Source organism: Shewanella colwelliana ATCC 39565 (assembly GCF_000518705.1).
GTDB classification, from domain to species: domain Bacteria; phylum Pseudomonadota; class Gammaproteobacteria; order Enterobacterales; family Shewanellaceae; genus Shewanella; species Shewanella colwelliana.
In genome coordinates this window covers 42,495-60,205 of sequence record NZ_KI912479.1, presented here as the reverse complement: position 1 = coordinate 60,205, position 17,711 = coordinate 42,495, and the positions used below count along the sequence as shown (strand labels likewise).

General features: G+C 45.1%; 19 protein-coding genes. 8 read left to right on the top strand and 11 right to left on the bottom strand.

Annotated elements, in window-relative coordinates; all coding sequences use genetic code 11:
- Genes tmk through apbC form a run of 6 tightly spaced genes read right to left on the bottom strand, consistent with a single transcriptional unit; the run spans position 1 to position 4,573 of the window.
- On the bottom strand, positions 1-633 hold the full coding sequence (tmk, locus tag L876_RS0116580; protein WP_028764816.1) for a dTMP kinase: 633 nt from the start codon (positions 631-633) through the stop codon (positions 1-3).
- Positions 630-1,637, bottom strand: coding sequence for an endolytic transglycosylase MltG (gene mltG / locus L876_RS0116575; RefSeq protein WP_028764815.1), 1,008 nt, complete (start codon positions 1,635-1,637; stop codon positions 630-632). Before mltG ends, tmk begins: the two co-directional genes overlap by 4 nt.
- Positions 1,634-2,464, bottom strand: a complete 831-nt coding sequence (gene pabC, locus L876_RS0116570) for an aminodeoxychorismate lyase (RefSeq protein WP_028764814.1) — start codon at positions 2,462-2,464, stop codon at positions 1,634-1,636. Before pabC ends, mltG begins: the two co-directional genes overlap by 4 nt.
- A complete protein-coding gene (locus L876_RS21990) occupies positions 2,457-2,792 on the bottom strand; it encodes a hypothetical protein (protein WP_051413166.1) in 336 nt (111 codons plus the stop codon). Before L876_RS21990 ends, pabC begins: the two co-directional genes overlap by 8 nt.
- A gap of 22 nt (positions 2,793-2,814) precedes the next feature.
- Complete coding sequence (gene udk / locus L876_RS0116560) at positions 2,815-3,450, bottom strand: uridine kinase (protein ID WP_028764813.1); 636 nt, start codon at positions 3,448-3,450, stop codon at positions 2,815-2,817.
- A gap of 10 nt (positions 3,451-3,460) precedes the next feature.
- Entirely contained in the window at positions 3,461-4,573 is a 1,113-nt protein-coding gene (gene apbC, locus L876_RS0116555; protein WP_028764812.1) for an iron-sulfur cluster carrier protein ApbC, read from the bottom strand.
- A gap of 159 nt (positions 4,574-4,732) precedes the next feature.
- Here apbC and metG point away from each other — a divergent pair, with 159 nt between their 5' ends.
- The gene (gene metG, locus L876_RS0116550; RefSeq protein WP_028764811.1) at positions 4,733-6,754 is read left to right on the top strand and encodes a methionine--tRNA ligase; all 2,022 of its coding nucleotides are present in this window, start codon (positions 4,733-4,735) and stop codon (positions 6,752-6,754) included.
- A 145-nt stretch (positions 6,755-6,899) separates the two neighbouring features.
- Here metG and L876_RS0116545 read toward each other — a convergent pair whose 3' ends face one another.
- Positions 6,900-7,652: a Nif3-like dinuclear metal center hexameric protein gene (locus L876_RS0116545; RefSeq protein ID WP_028764810.1), complete on the bottom strand. Its 753-nt coding sequence runs from the start codon at positions 7,650-7,652 to the stop codon at positions 6,900-6,902.
- 236 nt (positions 7,653-7,888) lie between these two features.
- Here L876_RS0116545 and L876_RS0116540 point away from each other — a divergent pair, with 236 nt between their 5' ends.
- Positions 7,889-8,233: a hypothetical protein gene (locus tag L876_RS0116540; protein ID WP_028764809.1), complete on the top strand. Its 345-nt coding sequence runs from the start codon at positions 7,889-7,891 to the stop codon at positions 8,231-8,233.
- 48 nt (positions 8,234-8,281) lie between these two features.
- Here the strand turns inward: L876_RS0116540 and L876_RS0116535 are convergent, their stop codons facing one another.
- A complete protein-coding gene (locus tag L876_RS0116535) occupies positions 8,282-8,773 on the bottom strand; it encodes an outer membrane lipoprotein (protein ID WP_028764808.1) in 492 nt (163 codons plus the stop codon).
- Between the two features lie 52 nt (positions 8,774-8,825).
- Here L876_RS0116535 and aat point away from each other — a divergent pair, with 52 nt between their 5' ends.
- The 3 genes from aat (at position 8,826) to infA (ending at position 10,570) form a co-directional block, all read left to right on the top strand.
- Positions 8,826-9,536 (top strand): leucyl/phenylalanyl-tRNA--protein transferase, encoded by a 711-nt coding sequence (aat, locus tag L876_RS0116530; RefSeq protein ID WP_028764807.1) that lies wholly within the window; start codon positions 8,826-8,828, stop codon positions 9,534-9,536.
- Positions 9,526-10,233, top strand: a complete 708-nt coding sequence (locus tag L876_RS0116525) for an arginyltransferase (protein ID WP_028764806.1) — start codon at positions 9,526-9,528, stop codon at positions 10,231-10,233. The genes aat and L876_RS0116525 overlap by 11 nt, the downstream gene beginning before the upstream one ends.
- A 118-nt stretch (positions 10,234-10,351) precedes the next feature.
- Positions 10,352-10,570, top strand: coding sequence for a translation initiation factor IF-1 (gene infA, locus L876_RS0116520; RefSeq protein WP_011865366.1), 219 nt, complete (start codon positions 10,352-10,354; stop codon positions 10,568-10,570).
- Between the two features lie 177 nt (positions 10,571-10,747).
- On the opposite strand, the gene clpA is transcribed toward infA, so the two are convergent.
- The gene (clpA, locus tag L876_RS0116515) at positions 10,748-13,000 is read right to left on the bottom strand and encodes an ATP-dependent Clp protease ATP-binding subunit ClpA (RefSeq protein ID WP_028764805.1); all 2,253 of its coding nucleotides are present in this window, start codon (positions 12,998-13,000) and stop codon (positions 10,748-10,750) included.
- A 35-nt stretch (positions 13,001-13,035) separates the two neighbouring features.
- Positions 13,036-13,344, bottom strand: coding sequence for an ATP-dependent Clp protease adapter ClpS (gene clpS / locus L876_RS0116510; protein ID WP_028764804.1), 309 nt, complete (start codon positions 13,342-13,344; stop codon positions 13,036-13,038).
- Between the two features lie 245 nt (positions 13,345-13,589).
- Between clpS and cspD the strand changes: the two genes are divergently transcribed.
- Entirely contained in the window at positions 13,590-13,796 is a 207-nt protein-coding gene (gene cspD / locus L876_RS0116505; RefSeq protein WP_028764803.1) for a cold shock domain-containing protein CspD, read from the top strand.
- A 218-nt stretch (positions 13,797-14,014) separates the two neighbouring features.
- Here cspD and L876_RS0116500 read toward each other — a convergent pair whose 3' ends face one another.
- Positions 14,015-16,234, bottom strand: a complete 2,220-nt coding sequence (locus tag L876_RS0116500; protein ID WP_028764802.1) for an NADP-dependent isocitrate dehydrogenase — start codon at positions 16,232-16,234, stop codon at positions 14,015-14,017.
- 307 nt (positions 16,235-16,541) lie between these two features.
- On the opposite strand from L876_RS0116500, the gene L876_RS21985 reads away from it, so the two are divergent.
- The gene (locus L876_RS21985) at positions 16,542-17,207 is read left to right on the top strand and encodes a pseudouridine synthase (RefSeq protein WP_211237669.1); all 666 of its coding nucleotides are present in this window, start codon (positions 16,542-16,544) and stop codon (positions 17,205-17,207) included.
- 40 nt (positions 17,208-17,247) lie between these two features.
- The gene (locus L876_RS0116490) at positions 17,248-17,697 is read left to right on the top strand and encodes an NUDIX hydrolase (protein WP_028764801.1); all 450 of its coding nucleotides are present in this window, start codon (positions 17,248-17,250) and stop codon (positions 17,695-17,697) included.
- The last annotated feature ends 14 nt before the right edge of the window (positions 17,698-17,711 follow it).

Below are 17,711 nucleotides of genomic sequence, written 5' to 3'. Positions count from 1 at the left end.
CTACCACCGCTGGGCTTGCAACAAAGAGATGATATCTTTGTGCACGTCCGCCATGCTTTGACTTGCGTCGATCACCGCAATGGTGTCATCGCTTTCAGCAAGCGCTAAATAGGTCGTACGAGCTCGCTCAAAAAAGCTAAGCGCCTGCTGCTCAATACGGTCAAGTGCACCACGATCTGCAGCGCGTTGTAGGCCTAAGCCTGGTTCGATATCCAAATAGATGGTTAAGTCAGGTTTAAACCCCTTTAATGTTGCATCACTGACCGCCTCAACCAATGACATTAACCCCCGTCCACCACCTTGATAAGCGAGCGAAGATAGATTATGACGATCCCCTAATACCCATTGACCTTGATTCAAGGCTGGCTTGATCACGTTGGCGACTAATTGAGCACGTGCAGCATAAATCAGTAAGCATTCAGACTCGTCACATAAAGGGTCTGTGTCGTCGGCAATCTTCACCAAATCACGCATTTTCTCTGCCAGTGGGGTGCCACCAGGCTCACGCGTACATACTGGTGCTTGCGCGGTATGTTTTTCTATGAAGTCTCTCACTAAAGCGATAGCGCTGGATTTTCCTGCGCCCTCTAACCCTTCAATGACGACAAATTTAGCGTTATTAGGTCTATTCATCGATTTCTCTGATACTGGTTGACTGCGCGATTGTGCTCAGCCAGTGATTTAGAAAATATATGACTGCCGTCATTTTTTGATACGAAATAAAGGTAATCCACGTCGGCAGGATGCGCGGCGGCCAGCAATGATGCCCCACTGGGTGCGGCTATCGGTGTTGGAGTCAAGCCATTGATGCGGTAGGTATTAAAAGGGGTCATTTCACGCAGATCTTTTCGACGAATATTACCGTCAAACCGGTCGCCCATGCCGTAAATAACAGTCGGATCTGTCTGCAATCGCATCCCTTTACGCAATCGATTAGTAAATACTGCCGATATCCACGGGCGCTCGCTCGCCTTACCCGTCTCCTTTTCGATAATTGACGCCATGATCAATAACTCATAGGGTGACGCTAGTGGGATATCTTTATCTCGCCCTTCCCATGCTACCTTTAATTGCTGCTGCATTTTTTGATAGCTTTGCTCAACAATCACGCTCAGTTCATCGCCCGCTGAGTAGTGATAAGTATCTGGGAAGAATTTTCCTTCTGGCAGTCCTGAGTCGTCGCCATTCGCTTTAAGTACTATGTTAAAAACATCATCTTGCCAGTTTATTCTTGGTAGCTGCTTTAGCTCGGCCTGCCACTCTTTAATCGTCTTACCTTCAATCAGCGTAGCATTAAAGACCATCACTCGACCTTGGGTTAACTTATCAAGTAAACTCGACACCGTATCGGTGGTCTCTATCTGATATAGGCCACTGCGAATTTGGCTCAGTTCTGGACGTAACTTAACCAGTAACTTTAATTTCCACAAATCGTTGATCGCACCACGTTCAACTAGTGTGGCCGCAACCTGATGGAATGAGCTACCACGTTTAATCTCCAGTTCTTGCTCGGCATCAATATTGAGTGGTGCCTGACTGAAACTCACGACACTTTGATAGCCCCAATACAAGCCGATAGCTGCAATCGTTAATAACGTAAACAGTGAGGCCGAAGCCCCTATTAATAATTTTCTCATAGTGATAATGACAACGCTTCCCTTGCTCGACTCACTATCGGACTCGACGTAAAATGAAACTGATTAACCTGATTAACGCTTATCACGCCAAACAGGCTATTACTAATAAATAGATGATCAAACTGTTCAAGTTCTGCGACATCGACAGTTCGCATCTGCACACAGTAACCAGCGTCGTTCAACCAATAGATAAGCTGCTCACGCATCACTCCAGCAACACCTGACGCCGATAACGCAGGGGTAACGACTTGTTCATCTTTGATGCAAAATAGATTAGCCATCGAGGACTCTATGACCTTTTCATCACTGTCGAGTACCAACCAATCATCAAAGCCTGTCGTCAACATTTGAGATTTTATTAACACCTGTTCTAAACGATTTAGGTGTTTCATGCCCGCTAAACGAGGTTGCTTGGCCAGCCTTATCGGACTCGTTTGCAGTGCAACACCTTGCTGTTGCAAAGTGCTGTAGTGCGCGGGAATTGCGTGGACCGATACGATTTCACTGATATCTGGCTGCTGTGGCGCTTGATATCCCCGCCCACCTGAACCGCGTGATATCAGCAATTTGATGCAGAAGTCTTGACCAAACTGGACAAAACTGTGCGAGCTTATCTCATCAAGTTGCAATAGCAGTGCTGGCGATGCTTGCCACACAAAACCAAGGCGTTGTGCACTTTGGGATAAACGCTCAAGGTGCAATTGCCGAAATTTGATCCCCGTTTCGCCGCAACGCATTGTCGCAAAAAGCCCATCGCCATAAGCAAGGCCTCTATCACTGCCACTGATAAGATTCTGGCGAATGCCATTAATCCACATATCAGACATGACTTGGCCTAGCAAAACATGTGGTATCAGGTGACCAGATGGCGTTTGCATTGGGTATAGTTAACGCCACCTCAGCGGGACACCAACATAACGCATCGCGTTCAGAGATAACCATTTTATCACTCATCACATACTCAAGTGCCATATGTACCGCTTCAATCAGACCACTGAAATCGACTGAAGAAACGGTATTGTATTGAGATACGGGGAATTGTTCGCCTGATATGATATCTACACCGACACAGTTAATGGCATCAGCATCAAAACACGGCTCTATAACCATTGTGCCATGTACACTGGATTTCACCTCAACTTCAGTCAAACGCATCCCTTTTGAACTCCCAGCCCTATTATTTTGCTAACAGGTGTTGAATTCTGGCCTTGAGGATATCGGTAGCAATACGATTTTTACCGCCGCGAGGAACGATAATATCGGCATATTGCTTCGATGGATCAATAAATTGCAGAAACATAGGTCGTACCGTTTGCGTATACTGTTGCATCACTGACTCCATGGTTCTACCTCGCTCTGCAACATCTCGCGTCAATCGGCGCATAAAGCAGATATCCAATGGCGTATCCATAAATACGCTTGCATCCATCTTCTCTCTCAGTACCGGATCTGTCAGCAACAAAATCCCTTCTAGGATGATCACTTTCTTCGGTGTCATTGTGACAGTTTCAGCCATACGGGTGTGCTCGGTATAACTGTATTGTGGAATATCGACCGCCTCACCATTTTTAAGCGCTTCAAGGTGCTGGCTCAATAAAAGGTGATCAAGTGCTTTAGGGTGATCGTAATTCGTCAGTACACGTTCATCCATCGAAAGATGGCTCTGATCCTTGTAGTAAGCATCTTCAGCGATAACGCCAATTTGATCTGTTCCTAAATCACGACACAGTTCTTCAAAAATAGTTTTCGCTATTAAGCTTTTACCTGACGCTGACGCACCAGCAATGGCAATAATGACACATTGTGAATTCATCGATTAAACCTTACTCATCATCTGAAATTGAAATTGAAACGACACTCTGTGTCTGAGTCAGTGCTAGCTGCGCACCAACCCGTCTAGCGATCTCTTTATAGATATTGGCCACATCGCCTTCACTGTCGGCAACGACTGTTGGAATACCTTTATCTACATCCTCACGAATATTTAGCTTTAACGGCAACTGACCAAGCAGCGGTACGCCATATCGTTGTGCCATTTTTACGCCGCCATCTTCACCAAAAAGATGTTCTTTATGACCGCATTCACTGCAAAGATGGAAGCTCATGTTCTCAACAATTCCCAGTACCGGAATATTAACTTTCTGGAACATGCTTACCCCTTTTTTCGCATCGGCCAATGCGATATCTTGAGGCGTGGTCACAATCACTGCGCCACTGACTGGCACTTTTTGCGACAAGGTTAACTGAATATCACCGGTTCCTGGTGGCATATCAATCACCAAGTAATCGAGTTCAGGCCAAAGGGTTTCATTAAGCAGCTGAGCCAATGCCCCAGCTGCCATCGGGCCACGCCATACGGCCGCTTCATCGCCACCCAACATAAATCCTATTGATTGAGCCGCAATACCATGAGCCGTCGCAGCGGTCATCATTTTGCCATCTGGCGACACTGGATTGAAATCGGGGACACCCAACATAATCGGCATCGATGGGCCGTATATGTCAGCATCTAAAATACCCACTTTGGCACCTTCTGCGGCAAGGGCTAACGCAAGGTTAACCGAGGTGGTCGATTTACCCACGCCACCTTTGCCCGAGGCAACCGCTATCACTTGCTTTACATTTGGGAGGGGGTCGACGGCACCTGCGGAGATCACCGCAGGCTGAAAATCAATTTCACACTCAACTTCATCAATAGCATCAAGAACGGCCAGCTTATTGGTGATAGCCATAACTGTGTCGCGATAAAGGCTCTGGCAGGGGTAGGGATAACACAGACCGAGTTGCAGGCGCTTGCCTTCAATATCGAGCTTAGTGACACAACCCGCGGTCACTAAACCTTGTAATAAATATGGATCTTGATACGCATCCAAAATAGCCAAAACTGGCTGAAGAAGTTCATCACTGAGATGATATTGCGAAGAAGCTGAAGACAAAACGACTACCCCCTATAAATAATTTGGCTAAGTGTATCAGAAAATCTCATAATATTCGGGTAGTTTTAGTCCAGTTAACGCAGCTTTTGATGAAACTTTCACTATGATCGGTTAGTATCTATGCCATTCTTTTTGGGCACTTACTGATTTTGAGACAAGATGGCAACTTCACAACGTAAAATTCTCGTGACCAGCGCACTTCCATACGCAAATGGACCGATCCATTTAGGTCACATGCTAGAGTATATTCAAACTGATATTTGGGCTCGCTTCCAAAAGCTTCGTGGCCACGAATGTCGCTATATCTGTGCCGATGATGCCCACGGCACTCCAATCATGTTGAAGGCACAGCAACTTGGTATTGAGCCAGAAGAGATGATTGCTCAGGTGCAAAAAGAGCATCAACAGGATTTCGCCGACTTTAACATTGAGTTTGATAACTTTCACAGCACACACAGCGAAGAAAACCGTGTGTTAGCTAGCGAAATTTACCTAAAATTACGTGACGGTGGCTACATAAAATCAAAGACGATCTCTCAGCTTTTCGATCCAGAAAAGTCGATGTTCCTGCCCGATCGTTTTGTCAAAGGCACCTGCCCTAAGTGTAAATCTGTCGACCAATATGGTGATAACTGCGATAGCTGTGGTGCAACCTACAGCCCTACGGAGCTTATCGACCCTAAGTCAGCGGTATCTGGCGCGACACCGGTCATGAAAGACACTGAGCACTTTTTCTTTGACCTTCCGGCCTTTGAAGAGATGCTTAAAGCGTGGACCCGTTCCGGTTCATTGCAGCAAGAGATGGCCAACAAACTTGGTGAGTGGTTTGAACAGGGCTTGCAGCAATGGGACATAACACGTGATGCTCCCTATTTTGGGTTTGAGATCCCCGATGCTCCTGGGAAGTTCTTCTATGTATGGCTAGACGCACCTATCGGCTACATGGGGTCATTTAAAAACCTTTGTGACCGACGTGACGATCTCAATTTCGACGATTTCTGGGCAAAAGACTCTACCGCAGAGGTGTATCACTTCATCGGTAAAGATATCGTCTACTTCCACAGCCTATTCTGGCCAGCGATGCTAGAAGGTGCGGGATTCCGTAAACCCAATAGCGTGTATGCCCACGGTTATGTCACCGTTAATGGTGCGAAAATGTCTAAGTCTAAAGGTACCTTTATTAAGGCTCGCACCTACTTAGATAATTTAAACCCTGAGTACCTGCGTTATTACTATGCCGCTAAACTTAGCAGCCGCATTGATGACCTTGACCTTAACCTTGAAGATTTTGCTCAACGCGTTAATTCAGATCTTGTCGGTAAACTGGTTAACTTAGCCTCACGCACGGCAGGTTTCATCGGTAAACGTTTTGACGGTAAGCTAGCCAAAATTGAAAATACCTCTCTGACTAACACCTTCTTGGCTAAAGAAGCGGCGATTGCCGAATTTTATGAAACTCGAGAATTTGGTAAGGCGATGCGTGAAATCATGGCCTTAGCCGATCTGGCCAACGCTTATGTTGCCGATGCAGCGCCATGGCAACTAATTAAGCAAGACGACAAGCAAGGTGAAGCCCATCAGGTATGCAGTAATGCGATCAACCTGTTCCGTATCCTGATGACCTACCTTAAGCCTGTACTGCCTCAGCTTGCCAAAGATGTGGAAGCCTTCTTGCAGCTATCGTTGACTTGGGAAGACTTAGGTCGCGACCTCGCAGGACATGAAATAGCCACCTTCAAGGCCTTGATGCAACGTGTTGAAATGAAGAGTATTGAAGCAATTATCGACGCTTCAACCGAAAACTTACAAGTCACAGAAGCACCAAAAAGCCAACTGGATCTTGACCCAATCAGCGAAGAGATAAGTTTCGATGATTTCGCGAAGCTTGATCTACGTATTGCAAGAATTGCTAAAGCTGAGCATGTACCAGAAGCCAACAAGCTCCTTAAACTTCAGCTGGATTTAGGTGGCGAAACCAAACAGGTCTTTGCTGGCATTAAGTCAGCCTATGCACCTGAAGATCTAGAAGGTAAGCTCACTGTTATGGTTGCTAACCTTGCGCCACGCAAGATGCGTTTTGGCCTATCTGAAGGGATGGTGCTTGCCGCTGGCCCCGGAAAGAAAGATTTGTGGATTCTAGAGCCCCATGAAGGCGCTCAGCCAGGTATGCGTGTTAAGTAACATCAATTAACTGCAACCCATAAAAAGGCCGCTTAGCGGCCTTTTTTATTACTAACTTATATTCACACGGCGTAATTGTGACCACAGTAAGGCGATAAACAGCACTTAATGTTGGTTCATGTTTTCATATTGAGCCATGCACCGCTTAAACTGGATTATCAATATCCACAAAGTGATGGGTTAGCTCAAATTTCTGCGCCAAATGCTCTCCCAACGCCTTAATACCAAACCGCTCTGTCGCATGATGCCCCGCAGCAAAATAGTGAATATCTTGCTCGACTGCACTGTGGAAGGTTCTTTCTGACACTTCACCGCTGATAAAGGCATCGACACCGAGATCCACTGCAATATCGATATAATCCTGCGCACCGCCGCTACACCAAGCTAAATGCTGAATCGGCTTATTAGTGTCACCCAGATGTAACGCTTCACGCCCAAGCACATGATTTAATTTAGTTTGAAAAGCCGTGACGGACATTGGCACATCCAAACGCCCTTGCCACACTAAACCTTGCGCAACGCCCTCGATAGACTCTGCATCAATAATAGCCAACTCTCTGGCAAGCTCAGCATTATTGCCCAGCATAGGGTGCCCATCGAGCGGCAAATGATAACCATACAAATTGATATCATGATTAATGAGCGCCTTGATTCGCCGATGCTTCATGCCAGTGATCACTTCACTTTCACCTTTCCAAAAAAAGCCGTGATGTACCAATAACGCATCGGCATTCAGCGCTACCGCACGATCGATTAACGCTTGGCATGCTGTTACCCCTGTCACTATGGTGGCAATCTCGTTGCATCCCTCAACCTGTAAGCCATTCGGCGCATAGTCTTTGTAATCTGAAACATGTAAAAATTGCGTTAGATATTGGGTTAATTCTGAACGTGTCATTGGTGCTCCTAACCAAATTCACCTAGTCCCAATCACTTATAAATTGGCAATTGACGGGCTAAATGAGAATATTTTTATCAATATTAACAGTAAATATACGTGTTTAGTCTAGCCATATATGGGTTCCAGTTCATAGAAATACGTTGAATTTCTGTGAAAATTGGACTTTTTGACAGTTTAACCTATAAAATTAGCCGAAACCTTCAATTACACATTAAAAGAAATAGGTTAATACTATGTCTAAGTTGACCAAAGAAGAGGTGATCAACGCGCTAGAGTCTGCCCTGAGTCAGGCACAAGGCAAAAGCGTGACGATCGAGCAGAAAGGAAGCTGGTATAAAATCGATGGTGGTAAGTCGCTTCGTTTTAGCGATCTAGAAACTATGCTTGCTGAATTAGGTGGCGACGCCCCAGCAGCAACAGCCAAATCAGAGCAACCTAAAGCTGCACCTAAAAAAGCTGCAAAGCCAAAGGCTGATAAGAAGGAGGCAACAACCGCCTCATCAGGTAATGGTATGACACCCAAAGAACTATGGCGTGCTAAGCTAGCAGGTAAAGATCAGTTACCTCGCGGTTTTTAAATAAGCATGACAGTTCAAATAAAAAAGGCGCTTAAAGCGCCTTTTTTATTACATAGCGATGTCGACCCTGACTCTTCCTGGCAGGTAAACCACCCTCACCTCATCATCAACATTAAATATCATCCCAGGATCGCGATCTTGGATAACCATCACTTGTTCGCCATCTTCGAACTTAATCATCATCTCGACTAAGAGGAGCTGCTCATAGTAATCACTGCTGTAGCGGTTAGCAGCACCAGCACCAAGCAGTGCCCCCAGCACTGTTGCGACATCTTGGCCTGTACCACCACCAAACTGATGACCAATCACCCCACCCACGAGGGCTCCACCAAATGTCTTCCACCCCCGATTACGGTCCTCTACCAACTGCTGCTGTGTGATGTTACGCACAGACACAACATGACCATATACAACCTTTTCGACGGGTACCGCCTGATCACGCTCATAGGGTGCCGATGACACATTGCTACTCCCCGCTAAGAAGAAACTGATAAAAACTAAGCGAACATAGCTAAAGAAAGACAATCTAGGTTTCAACATGGGGCATTTTCCGCTAACTTATAAAGAGGCCATTTACTAATTTTACTCAATTGTGAACTCACTGTCCTATTTAAATCATGAGCTGGCTCAGTTTCCATCGCCAGAATTTGCACTGACCGATCCAAATGGTTTATTGGCTATCGGTGGTGACCTTCACCCTAAACGCTTACTCAGCGCCTATTATGATGGCATTTTTCCATGGTTCAATGAAAATGACCCCATCCTTTGGTGGTCACCAGACCCTCGTGCGGTATTCGTTCCGGGCTCAATGAACATAAGCAGGAGTCTGAAACGTCATCTAAAAAAAGTAAATTGGCGTTTTAGTGTTAACCAGGCCTTCGATCGTGTCATAGAGCACTGTGCAACCACTCGAGACGGACAGGAAGGCACTTGGATAACAAGCGAAATCCAGCAAGCTTACAAGGTACTGCACCGACAGAAAAGAGCCCATTCAATAGAGGTCTGGGATCAAAACCGGCTTATTGGTGGGTTATATGGCATTGCTATTGGCCAAGTTTTTTGTGGTGAATCTATGTTTCACCGGCAAACCAATGCATCAAAGGCGGCCATGGTAATGCTACATCAACACCTACTGGCCCATAATTTTCGATTAATTGATGCCCAGGTAATGAATCCCCACCTCGCATCTTTAGGTGCTAAGTCGCTCAAACGATCAGACTTCATTAATCTATTAAAGCGCTTTAGAGATATTGAAGTCGCTAGCGATACTTGGCATCCCACTGAGGTTTATCTTGAGCTCTAATTCAGACACTATCCAAGTCGGGATGACCAATGCCTTCCCTTGTAGTTATCTTGCAAACCAACTGGAACAGTTACTAGTTTTACAGGAAGAAACTCTAGACGTAGATCTATTCGAGCGCTTATTAGCACTGGGATTTCGTCGTAGCGGGCAGATGATATATAAACCTCACTGCCCTGCGTGTCAGGCGTGCTTGCCAATACGTGTTCCGGTTAAACAGTTCCAACCATCACGTAGACAAAAGCGTAATTTGAAGAATAACCGAGATATCTCCTTCGCCATTGTTGCTCAGAGCACTCCAGAGCAATATCAATTGTATGAACAGTACATCAATGAGCGACACTATGATGGCCCTATGTATCCCGCATCCAAAGAGCAGTACGAGCAATTTATTCAATGCAGTTGGCATCAGCCGCTTTTAATTGAGTTACGTGTACAAGGACGGCTTATAGGCGTTGCAGTGACAGATCAACTGCCTAACAGTCTCTCGGCCATCTACAGTTTTTTTGCCCCCAGTGAAGACAAACGCTCTTTAGGGTCGTTAATGATCCTACTGCAATGTCGTTTAGCTAAGCTGATGGGAAAAAACTATCTCTATTTGGGCTATCAAATTGATGATTCACGGAAAATGAATTACAAAAAGTCGTACCAGCCCAATGAGATCCTTACCAGCAAAGGATGGCAACTAAGTGTATTGTAAAAGCGATGATCCACATGGAATTATTTAAGAGGAAAACTAAGCTCCCCTTTACAGCGGGCGTAATTTACGGCATGATACGCCCGATTTAATATTTGAAGGCTAACAGGATAACTGATTAATGGCGAAAGAAGACAACATTGAGATGCAAGGCACTATTCTTGAGACCTTGCCAAATACAATGTTTCGAGTAGAGCTAGAGAATGGACATGTAGTAATCGCCCATATCTCAGGCAAAATGCGTAAAAACTACATCCGTATTCTTACGGGTGACAAGGTCACAGTTCAGCTGACCCCTTATGATTTGAGCAAAGGGCGCATCGTCTTCCGTTCACGCTAAAGTTAGCTAACGATATTATAAAAAACCGGCATTGCCGGTTTTTTTTATTGGCTAAACCTAGTGCCTTAAAGTCTTGTGTGATGAAGTGAAATCATCCAAGGCTTAAGATAAGAACAGATGAGATTTGCCATAAAAAAAAGGCTGCAATTGCAGCCTTTTTTATCAACTTAAAACCGGTTAAGTGACTTTTTCAGGTTGTTCAATATTGATGACAATCTCTTGGCCATCGATATCGACATGAGCCACCCCACCTTTCTCTAATCGGCCAAACAATATCTCATCTGCCAATGGTCGCTTAATTAATTCAGTGACCACTCTAGACATTGGTCGTGCCCCCATCGCCTTGTCATAGCCTTTTTCTGCTAATAAAGTTCTAGCTTCGTCACTGACTTCTAATACAACGGCTTTGTCATCAAGCTGTGCCTGTAACTCAACCAAGAACTTATCTACGACCTTAGCAATAACAGTCATATCTAAGTGATTAAACCAGATAATCTCATCCAGGCGATTTCTGAATTCTGGCGAGAAGACACGGTTAATTTCAGACAACGCATCTTGGCTATGATCTTGTTGCTTAAAGCCAATTGATTTACGCACGGTTTCCTGCACGCCAGCATTGGTCGTCATCACCAAGGTCACATGCCTGAAATCAGCTTTGCGGCCATTGTTATCGGTCAAGGTACCGTGATCCATCACCTGCAACAGCAAGTTATAGACATCGGGATGCGCTTTCTCAATTTCATCGAGGAGCACGACACAATGAGGATTCTTAATCACTGCATCAGTTAACAATCCACCTTGATCGTAACCCACATAACCTGGCGGTGCGCCAATCAAACGTGACACCGTATGGCTTTCCATGTATTCAGACATATCAAAGCGCACCAAGTTAAGCCCTAAGCACACGGCAAGCTGACTAGTCACTTCTGTTTTACCAACACCAGTAGGTCCGGCAAATAAGAAACTCCCCACAGGCTTACCTTCACCGCTCAATCCACTACGAGATAGCCGTATCGCCGAGCTCAAGGCTTCAATGGCTTTATCTTGACCAAAGACGACCATCTTCAGATTACGCTCTAAATTCTTAAGCATATCTTTATCAGTAGCAGATACGGATTTTTCAGGAATGCGAGCCATTTTAGCGATAATGGCTTCTATTTCACCCTGACCGATAGTTTTCTTACGCTTACTTGCAGGTTGCATCGCCATGCGTGCCCCCGCTTCATCAATAACATCAATGGCTTTATCGGGTAAGTGTCTATCATTAATATGTTTATCCGATAAACGTGCCGCGACGCTCAGTGCTGCCAAGGTATACCGCACTCCATGATGCTCTTCATACTTGGACTTGAGCCCTTGAAGAATCTTGGTGGTTTCAGCCACCGATGGCTCATTGATATCGACCTTTTGGAAACGACGAGCTAACGCACGGTCCTTCTCAAAAATACTTTGATACTCTTGGAATGTGGTAGAACCCATGCAGCGTAAGTTACCACTCGATAATAGTGGCTTCAGGAGATTAGAGGCATCCATGACCCCCCCCGATGCAGCCCCAGCACCAATAATGGTGTGGATTTCATCGATAAATAAAATGGCATGTTCATCTTGGGCAAGTTCACGCAATAAGCTCTTAAAACGTTTTTCGAAATCACCACGATATTTGGTACCAGCCAATAATGCACCCAAGTCTAAAGAATAGACCGTCGCGGCCAGCATCACTTCAGGTACTTCTTCATTTACGATGCGATAGGCTAAACCTTCCGCTATCGCCGTCTTACCAACACCAGCTTCACCGACAAGTAATGGGTTATTCTTGCGACGGCGACACAAGATTTGAATAGAACGTTCAATTTCATCGCTGCGACCGATCAGCGGATCGATATTCCCCTTGCGCGCTTCTTCGTTCAAATTAGCGGTGAACTGAGATAATTTGCTGCGCTCTTCAGTTTCACTCTGATCCTCAATTTGCTCCTGCTCTTGAGGATTATCAATCTCATCCCTGCCCACACCGTGCGAGATAAAATTAACTACATCTAAACGTGTTATCTCACCATTTCTCAGCAAGTAAACCGCTTGAGACTCTTGTTCACTGAAGATTGCCACCAGCACATTTGCACCAGTTACTTCATTCCGCCCCGATGACTGAACATGGAATACAGCGCGCTGCAGAACGCGTTGGAAACCTAACGTGGGCTGAGTTTCTCGCTCATCTTCAGGATCTGCAATGATCGGCGTAGTTTGCTCAATAAAATTAGCAACCTCTTCCCTAAGTTTATCAAGATTCGCTCCACAGGCGACCAGCGCCTCTTGTGCAGCGGGATTATCAATCAAAGCCAGTAGCAGATGCTCTACAGTCATGTACTCATGGCGCGCGTCTCTGGCTTGTTGAAATGCCAGATTCAAAGTGACCTCAAGATCTTTATTTAGCATAAGCACCCCCTAAATTAATCACACAACTTCGAGATTCAGGCTTTCTCTAATGAACACAGTAACGGATGTTGGTTTTGTCTTGCAAACTGATTTACCTGAGCCACCTTAGTCTCGGCAATACCAAAAGGAAAAACACCGCATATTCCCTTACCTTGATGATGTATTGCCAACATGATGTCTGTTGCTTCTTGCTCATTCTTTTTAAAAAAGAGTTGTAATACCTCAATAACAAAATCCATCGGGGTATAATCATCATTGTTGAGAATCACTTTATACATTGAAGGCGGAGCAATTTCTGATTCAACGCGTTCTTCAATATGTTCAATATTTCCTGCTTTACCCATCTTTAAATATTAGCCTCTAGTTTTGGCTTCTACCAAATGTTGATCTTCACTACAACTAAACATAACAGTCATCGGACCAATAAAACCAATTGTTCTTAGTTTTTTAGCCAAATGTTGCCTCTTTGTTAAATTACTCTTGACATACGCTTTCACTGGTTTCATTCTGTTTGTCGAGCGGTGAATTATCCCCGCATCATTAGTTTTACTATCTTACTGGTCAGTAAACAACAGAAGGAAGTGGAAGTATGGCAAACGGAACTGTTAAATGGTTCAACAACGCCAAAGGATTCGGGTTTATCTGCCCTGAAGCTGGTGGTGAAGACGTTTTCGCACACTATTCTACCATCGAAATGGAAGGCTATCGAACTCTAAAAGCAGGCCAACCAGTCCAATTCGAGGTCGAACAGGGGCCAAAAGGTATGCACGCGTCAGCGATTTCGCCAACAAAATAGTTGGTGAAAGTTAAAAAAAGGCAGGGTTATCCCTGCCTTTTTTATTGCTCTAACGCCAATGAATTCAGAACCGAAAATAACGATACCAACCAGATATTAGGCCTTTTAGCCATCGGCTCTGAGTACCTATAAGTTACCTATCGTCATACAGCGACTTTACCAGCAAATTTTAGCAACAAAAAAGGAGCACTAGGCTCCTTTTTAAACATTAGCGCTAATTAGCAAAATATTGCATTAAGCGTCGCGCTTGGACGCATTGCTGCAACGGCTTTAGCTGCATCTAAACGGTAATAGCCACCTAAATCGACCGCTTCACCTTGTGCATCATTAAGCTCTGCAACAATTTGTACTTCATTGTCGCTCAAAGCTTTTGCTACTGGAGCGAAGTGTGCTTTTAATGCCGCATCACTGTCTTGCGCTGCAAGTGCTTGTGCCCAGAACATAGCAAGATAGAAATGGCTGCCACGATTATCCAGTTCACCCACACGGCGTGATGGAGAACGGTTCTCATCAAGGAACTGACCAATAGCAAGGTCTAGCGTATCAGCCAACACCTGTGCTTTAGGGTTATTGTAGTTTTGGCTTAGATGCTCTAACGAAGCCCCTAATGCTAAAAACTCACCGAGTGAACCCCAACGAAGGTGACCCTCTTTCTCGACTTGTTGCACATGCTTTGGCGCACTACCACCCGCACCAGTTTCAAATAATCCACCACCATTCATTAGCGGTACAATAGACAGCATTTTAGCACTGGTGCCCAACTCTAAAATTGGAAACAGATCGGTGAGATAATCACGCAATACGTTACCCGTCACAGAGATGGTATCTAGCCCCTCTTTGGTACGTTTTAATGTGAAACGCGTTGCTTCAACTGGAGACATGATATGCAGTTCAAGTCCATCAGTGTCATGCTCAAGCAAGTACTGATTCACTTTGGTAATAAGTTGCGCATCGTGTGCACGTGCAGCGTCTAACCAGAACACAGCTGGTGTTGATGAAAGGCGTGAACGATTAACGGCCAGTTTAACCCAGTCGCGAATGGGTGCGTCTTTAACCTGACACATTCTCCAAATATCACCTGCAGCAACCGCATGAGATAGCAAAACGTTGCCATCGCTGTCTTTAACAGAAACAACACCATCTGTAGCGATTTCAAAAGTCTTGTCGTGACTACCGTACTCTTCAGCTTTTTGCGCCATCAAACCAACGTTAGGCACGCTGCCCATTGTTGTTGGGTTGAACGCACCGTGCTCTTTGCAGAACTGAATGGTTTCTTGATAAACGCCGGCATAGCAGCGATCTGGAATCAGCGCCTTGGTATCTTTCAGCTTGCCATCAGGTCCCCACATCTGACCAGAAGAGCGAATCGCAGCTGGCATAGAGGCATCAATGATCACATCACTTGGTACATGTAAGTTGGTAATACCGCGGTCTGAGTCAACCATAGCTAATGCAGGACGCTCAGCATAAATAGTTGCAATGTCCGCTTCAATTTCGGCTTGCTTTGTTGTTGGAAGTGTTGCGATTTTGGCATAAACATCACCAAAACCATTGTTAACATCCACACCTAATTCAGCAAACAACTCGCCATACTTGGCGAAAAGGTCTTTATAGTAGACTTTTACGGCATGACCAAACAAGATTGGATCTGAGACCTTCATCATAGTGGCTTTAAGGTGCAAAGAGAGCAGAACATCTTCGGCTTTAGCTGCTTGGATCTCTTTTTCCATGTAAGCCACTAACGCTTTTTGGCTCATGGTTGACGCATCAATCACTTCGCCCACTTGCAGCGCTAAACCTGTTTTAAGTCTCTGCGTTTCACCAGTGCTAGATTCGAGTATGATATCGACAGAGGTCGCTTTCTCTAGCGTTACCGACTGCTCGCTACCATAAAAGTCATCTGCATCCATGTGCGCAACGTGTGACTTAGAGTCACTTGCCCACGCACCCATTGAATGGGGATTTTTCTTGGCATAATTTTTAACTGAACCCGGGGCACGACGATCTGAGTTACCTTCACGTAATACAGGGTTTACCGCACTACCTTTGATCTTGTCGTAACGTGCTTGTACATCACGCTCTGTGTCATTCTGTGGTTCATCAGGATAATTAGGTAGTGCGTAGCCTTTAGCTTGTAACTCTTTAATACACGCTTTTAGCTGTGGAATTGAGGCACTGATATTAGGTAGCTTAATGATGTTAGCTTCAGGCGTTGTTGCTAATTCACCTAACTCACTTAATGCATCAGAGATCTGTTGCTCTGGCGTTAGGTAGTCAGGGAAATTAGCGATTACACGACCAGATAAAGAGATATCGCGAGTTTCAACCCCCACACCTGCTGCCGCAGTAAAACTTTCGATAATTGGCAGTAAAGAGAGCGTTGCTAGGGCCGGAGCTTCATCCGTTTCGGTATAGATAATCGTTGGATTGTCGTTCATTTTGTGTCCTACGTAATTGTAAAATAAAGCGTTAATAAATCGAAAGATTATTTTAATTTTTATAATAGTTTTGTCGCTAATGGCATCAGCCATCAAGCTTTGTAGCAGGGCTTGCCTTGTGGCATTACCGCCAATTTACTGCATTGCGGCACCTGCGTTTTACATCTCAAAACCCACAAAGGTTTTGTTATCGATCACATTTGATGGCCGACATCATAAATCATTCGCAGTAATATTCAAATTCCACTAAGGGCGAATGCCACGTACAATGTCATGATTGGAATACACTAAGCCAGAAGTTTTATTCGTGAATTCATCCCACCGAGCCAAGTCTACTCATGCTTCTCCTATCGCTAGGCAGAAGCCCAAGTCTTCCGCCAGCCAAGCCTTACGGCATAAGGGTGGCAGAAAACCACAAAAGCCGCGTGCAGAAAAGCCGCTGATAGTTCTGTTTAACAAACCATTTGATGTGCTGTGCCAATTTACCGATGAACAAGGGCGCCAAACATTAAAAGATTTTATCCCTATTAAAGAGGTTTACGCCGCCGGAAGATTAGACCGAGACAGCGAAGGATTACTGCTGTTAACTAACGACGGTCAGCTTCAGTCGCGGATTACTGAGCCTAAAAAGAAGACCTTTAAAACCTATTGGGTACAAGTTGAAGGTGAGCCGACACTTGAGGCGCTTAACGCCTTACGCCAAGGTATCAAACTTAAAGATGGGCCAACCCTACCTGCGAAGGTCAATGTTATGAATGCCCCTGCGGTTTGGCCAAGACACCCCCCTATCCGAGAGCGTGCCAACATCCCAACTACTTGGCTAGCCATAGAGATTTGTGAGGGGCGTAACCGACAAGTACGACGCATGACCGCTCATGTGGGCTACCCAACATTAAGATTGATTCGTTATAAAATAGGTCAATGGAGCCTAGACGATATCGCCAACGGCGAATATCGCGTCATTGAGCCTTAGCTCAGCGCAAATGATTGCTGACCGATTTAAAGGGGATTAAATGGAACGTTATAAACCCAACGTCACTGTAGCCTGTGTGATTAAATCACAGGATAAATATTTAATGGTCGAAGAGTTGATTGATGACCAACTGCAATACAATCAACCCGCCGGTCATTTAGAGCCAAACGAATCGCTGATTGATGCATGTCAACGCGAAGTACTGGAAGAAACCGGTATTGAACTGACACCGCAGAGCCTGCTTGGCATCTATCAGTTTCAGGCATCTAGCGAACAGGCATTTTTGAGATTCACCTATTTTTGCGAGCTTGAAAGTTGCCCCATACCTAAACCACAAGACAAGGCGATTAACCAGGCCCTATGGTTAAGTTATGCAGAAATAAAAGTCTTAGCGCCGCAGCTACGGAGTCCATTGGTACTGCATTGCATCGATGACCACTTATCTGGAAAACAATTTTCTGCAGAAATTGTTAATTGTCAGTTTCTGTAGTTAGCTCCAACGCA

Bases quoted from the DNA above. Each gene is read 5' to 3' on its own strand.
- L876_RS0116540 (WP_028764809.1), top strand. From the start codon at position 7,889: ATGTCTAAGTTGACCAAAGAAGAGGTGATCAACGCGCTAGAGTCTGCC.
- clpA (WP_028764805.1), bottom strand. From the start codon at position 13,000: ATGCTAAATAAAGATCTTGAGGTCACTTTGAATCTGGCATTTCAACAA.
- clpS (WP_028764804.1), bottom strand. From the start codon at position 13,344: ATGGGTAAAGCAGGAAATATTGAACATATTGAAGAACGCGTTGAATCA.
- mltG (WP_028764815.1), bottom strand. From the start codon at position 1,637: ATGAGAAAATTATTAATAGGGGCTTCGGCCTCACTGTTTACGTTATTA.
- L876_RS0116500 (WP_028764802.1), bottom strand. From the start codon at position 16,234: ATGAACGACAATCCAACGATTATCTATACCGAAACGGATGAAGCTCCG.
- udk (WP_028764813.1), bottom strand. From the start codon at position 3,450: ATGAATTCACAATGTGTCATTATTGCCATTGCTGGTGCGTCAGCGTCA.
- L876_RS0116535 (WP_028764808.1), bottom strand. From the start codon at position 8,773: ATGTTGAAACCTAGATTGTCTTTCTTTAGCTATGTTCGCTTAGTTTTT.
- L876_RS0116545 (WP_028764810.1), bottom strand. From the start codon at position 7,652: ATGACACGTTCAGAATTAACCCAATATCTAACGCAATTTTTACATGTT.
- cspD (WP_028764803.1), top strand. From the start codon at position 13,590: ATGGCAAACGGAACTGTTAAATGGTTCAACAACGCCAAAGGATTCGGG.
- L876_RS21990 (WP_051413166.1), bottom strand. From the start codon at position 2,792: ATGCGTTTGACTGAAGTTGAGGTGAAATCCAGTGTACATGGCACAATG.
- infA (WP_011865366.1), top strand. From the start codon at position 10,352: ATGGCGAAAGAAGACAACATTGAGATGCAAGGCACTATTCTTGAGACC.
- tmk (WP_028764816.1), bottom strand. From the start codon at position 633: ATGAATAGACCTAATAACGCTAAATTTGTCGTCATTGAAGGGTTAGAG.
- metG (WP_028764811.1), top strand. From the start codon at position 4,733: ATGGCAACTTCACAACGTAAAATTCTCGTGACCAGCGCACTTCCATAC.
- pabC (WP_028764814.1), bottom strand. From the start codon at position 2,464: ATGTCTGATATGTGGATTAATGGCATTCGCCAGAATCTTATCAGTGGC.
- L876_RS0116490 (WP_028764801.1), top strand. From the start codon at position 17,248: ATGGAACGTTATAAACCCAACGTCACTGTAGCCTGTGTGATTAAATCA.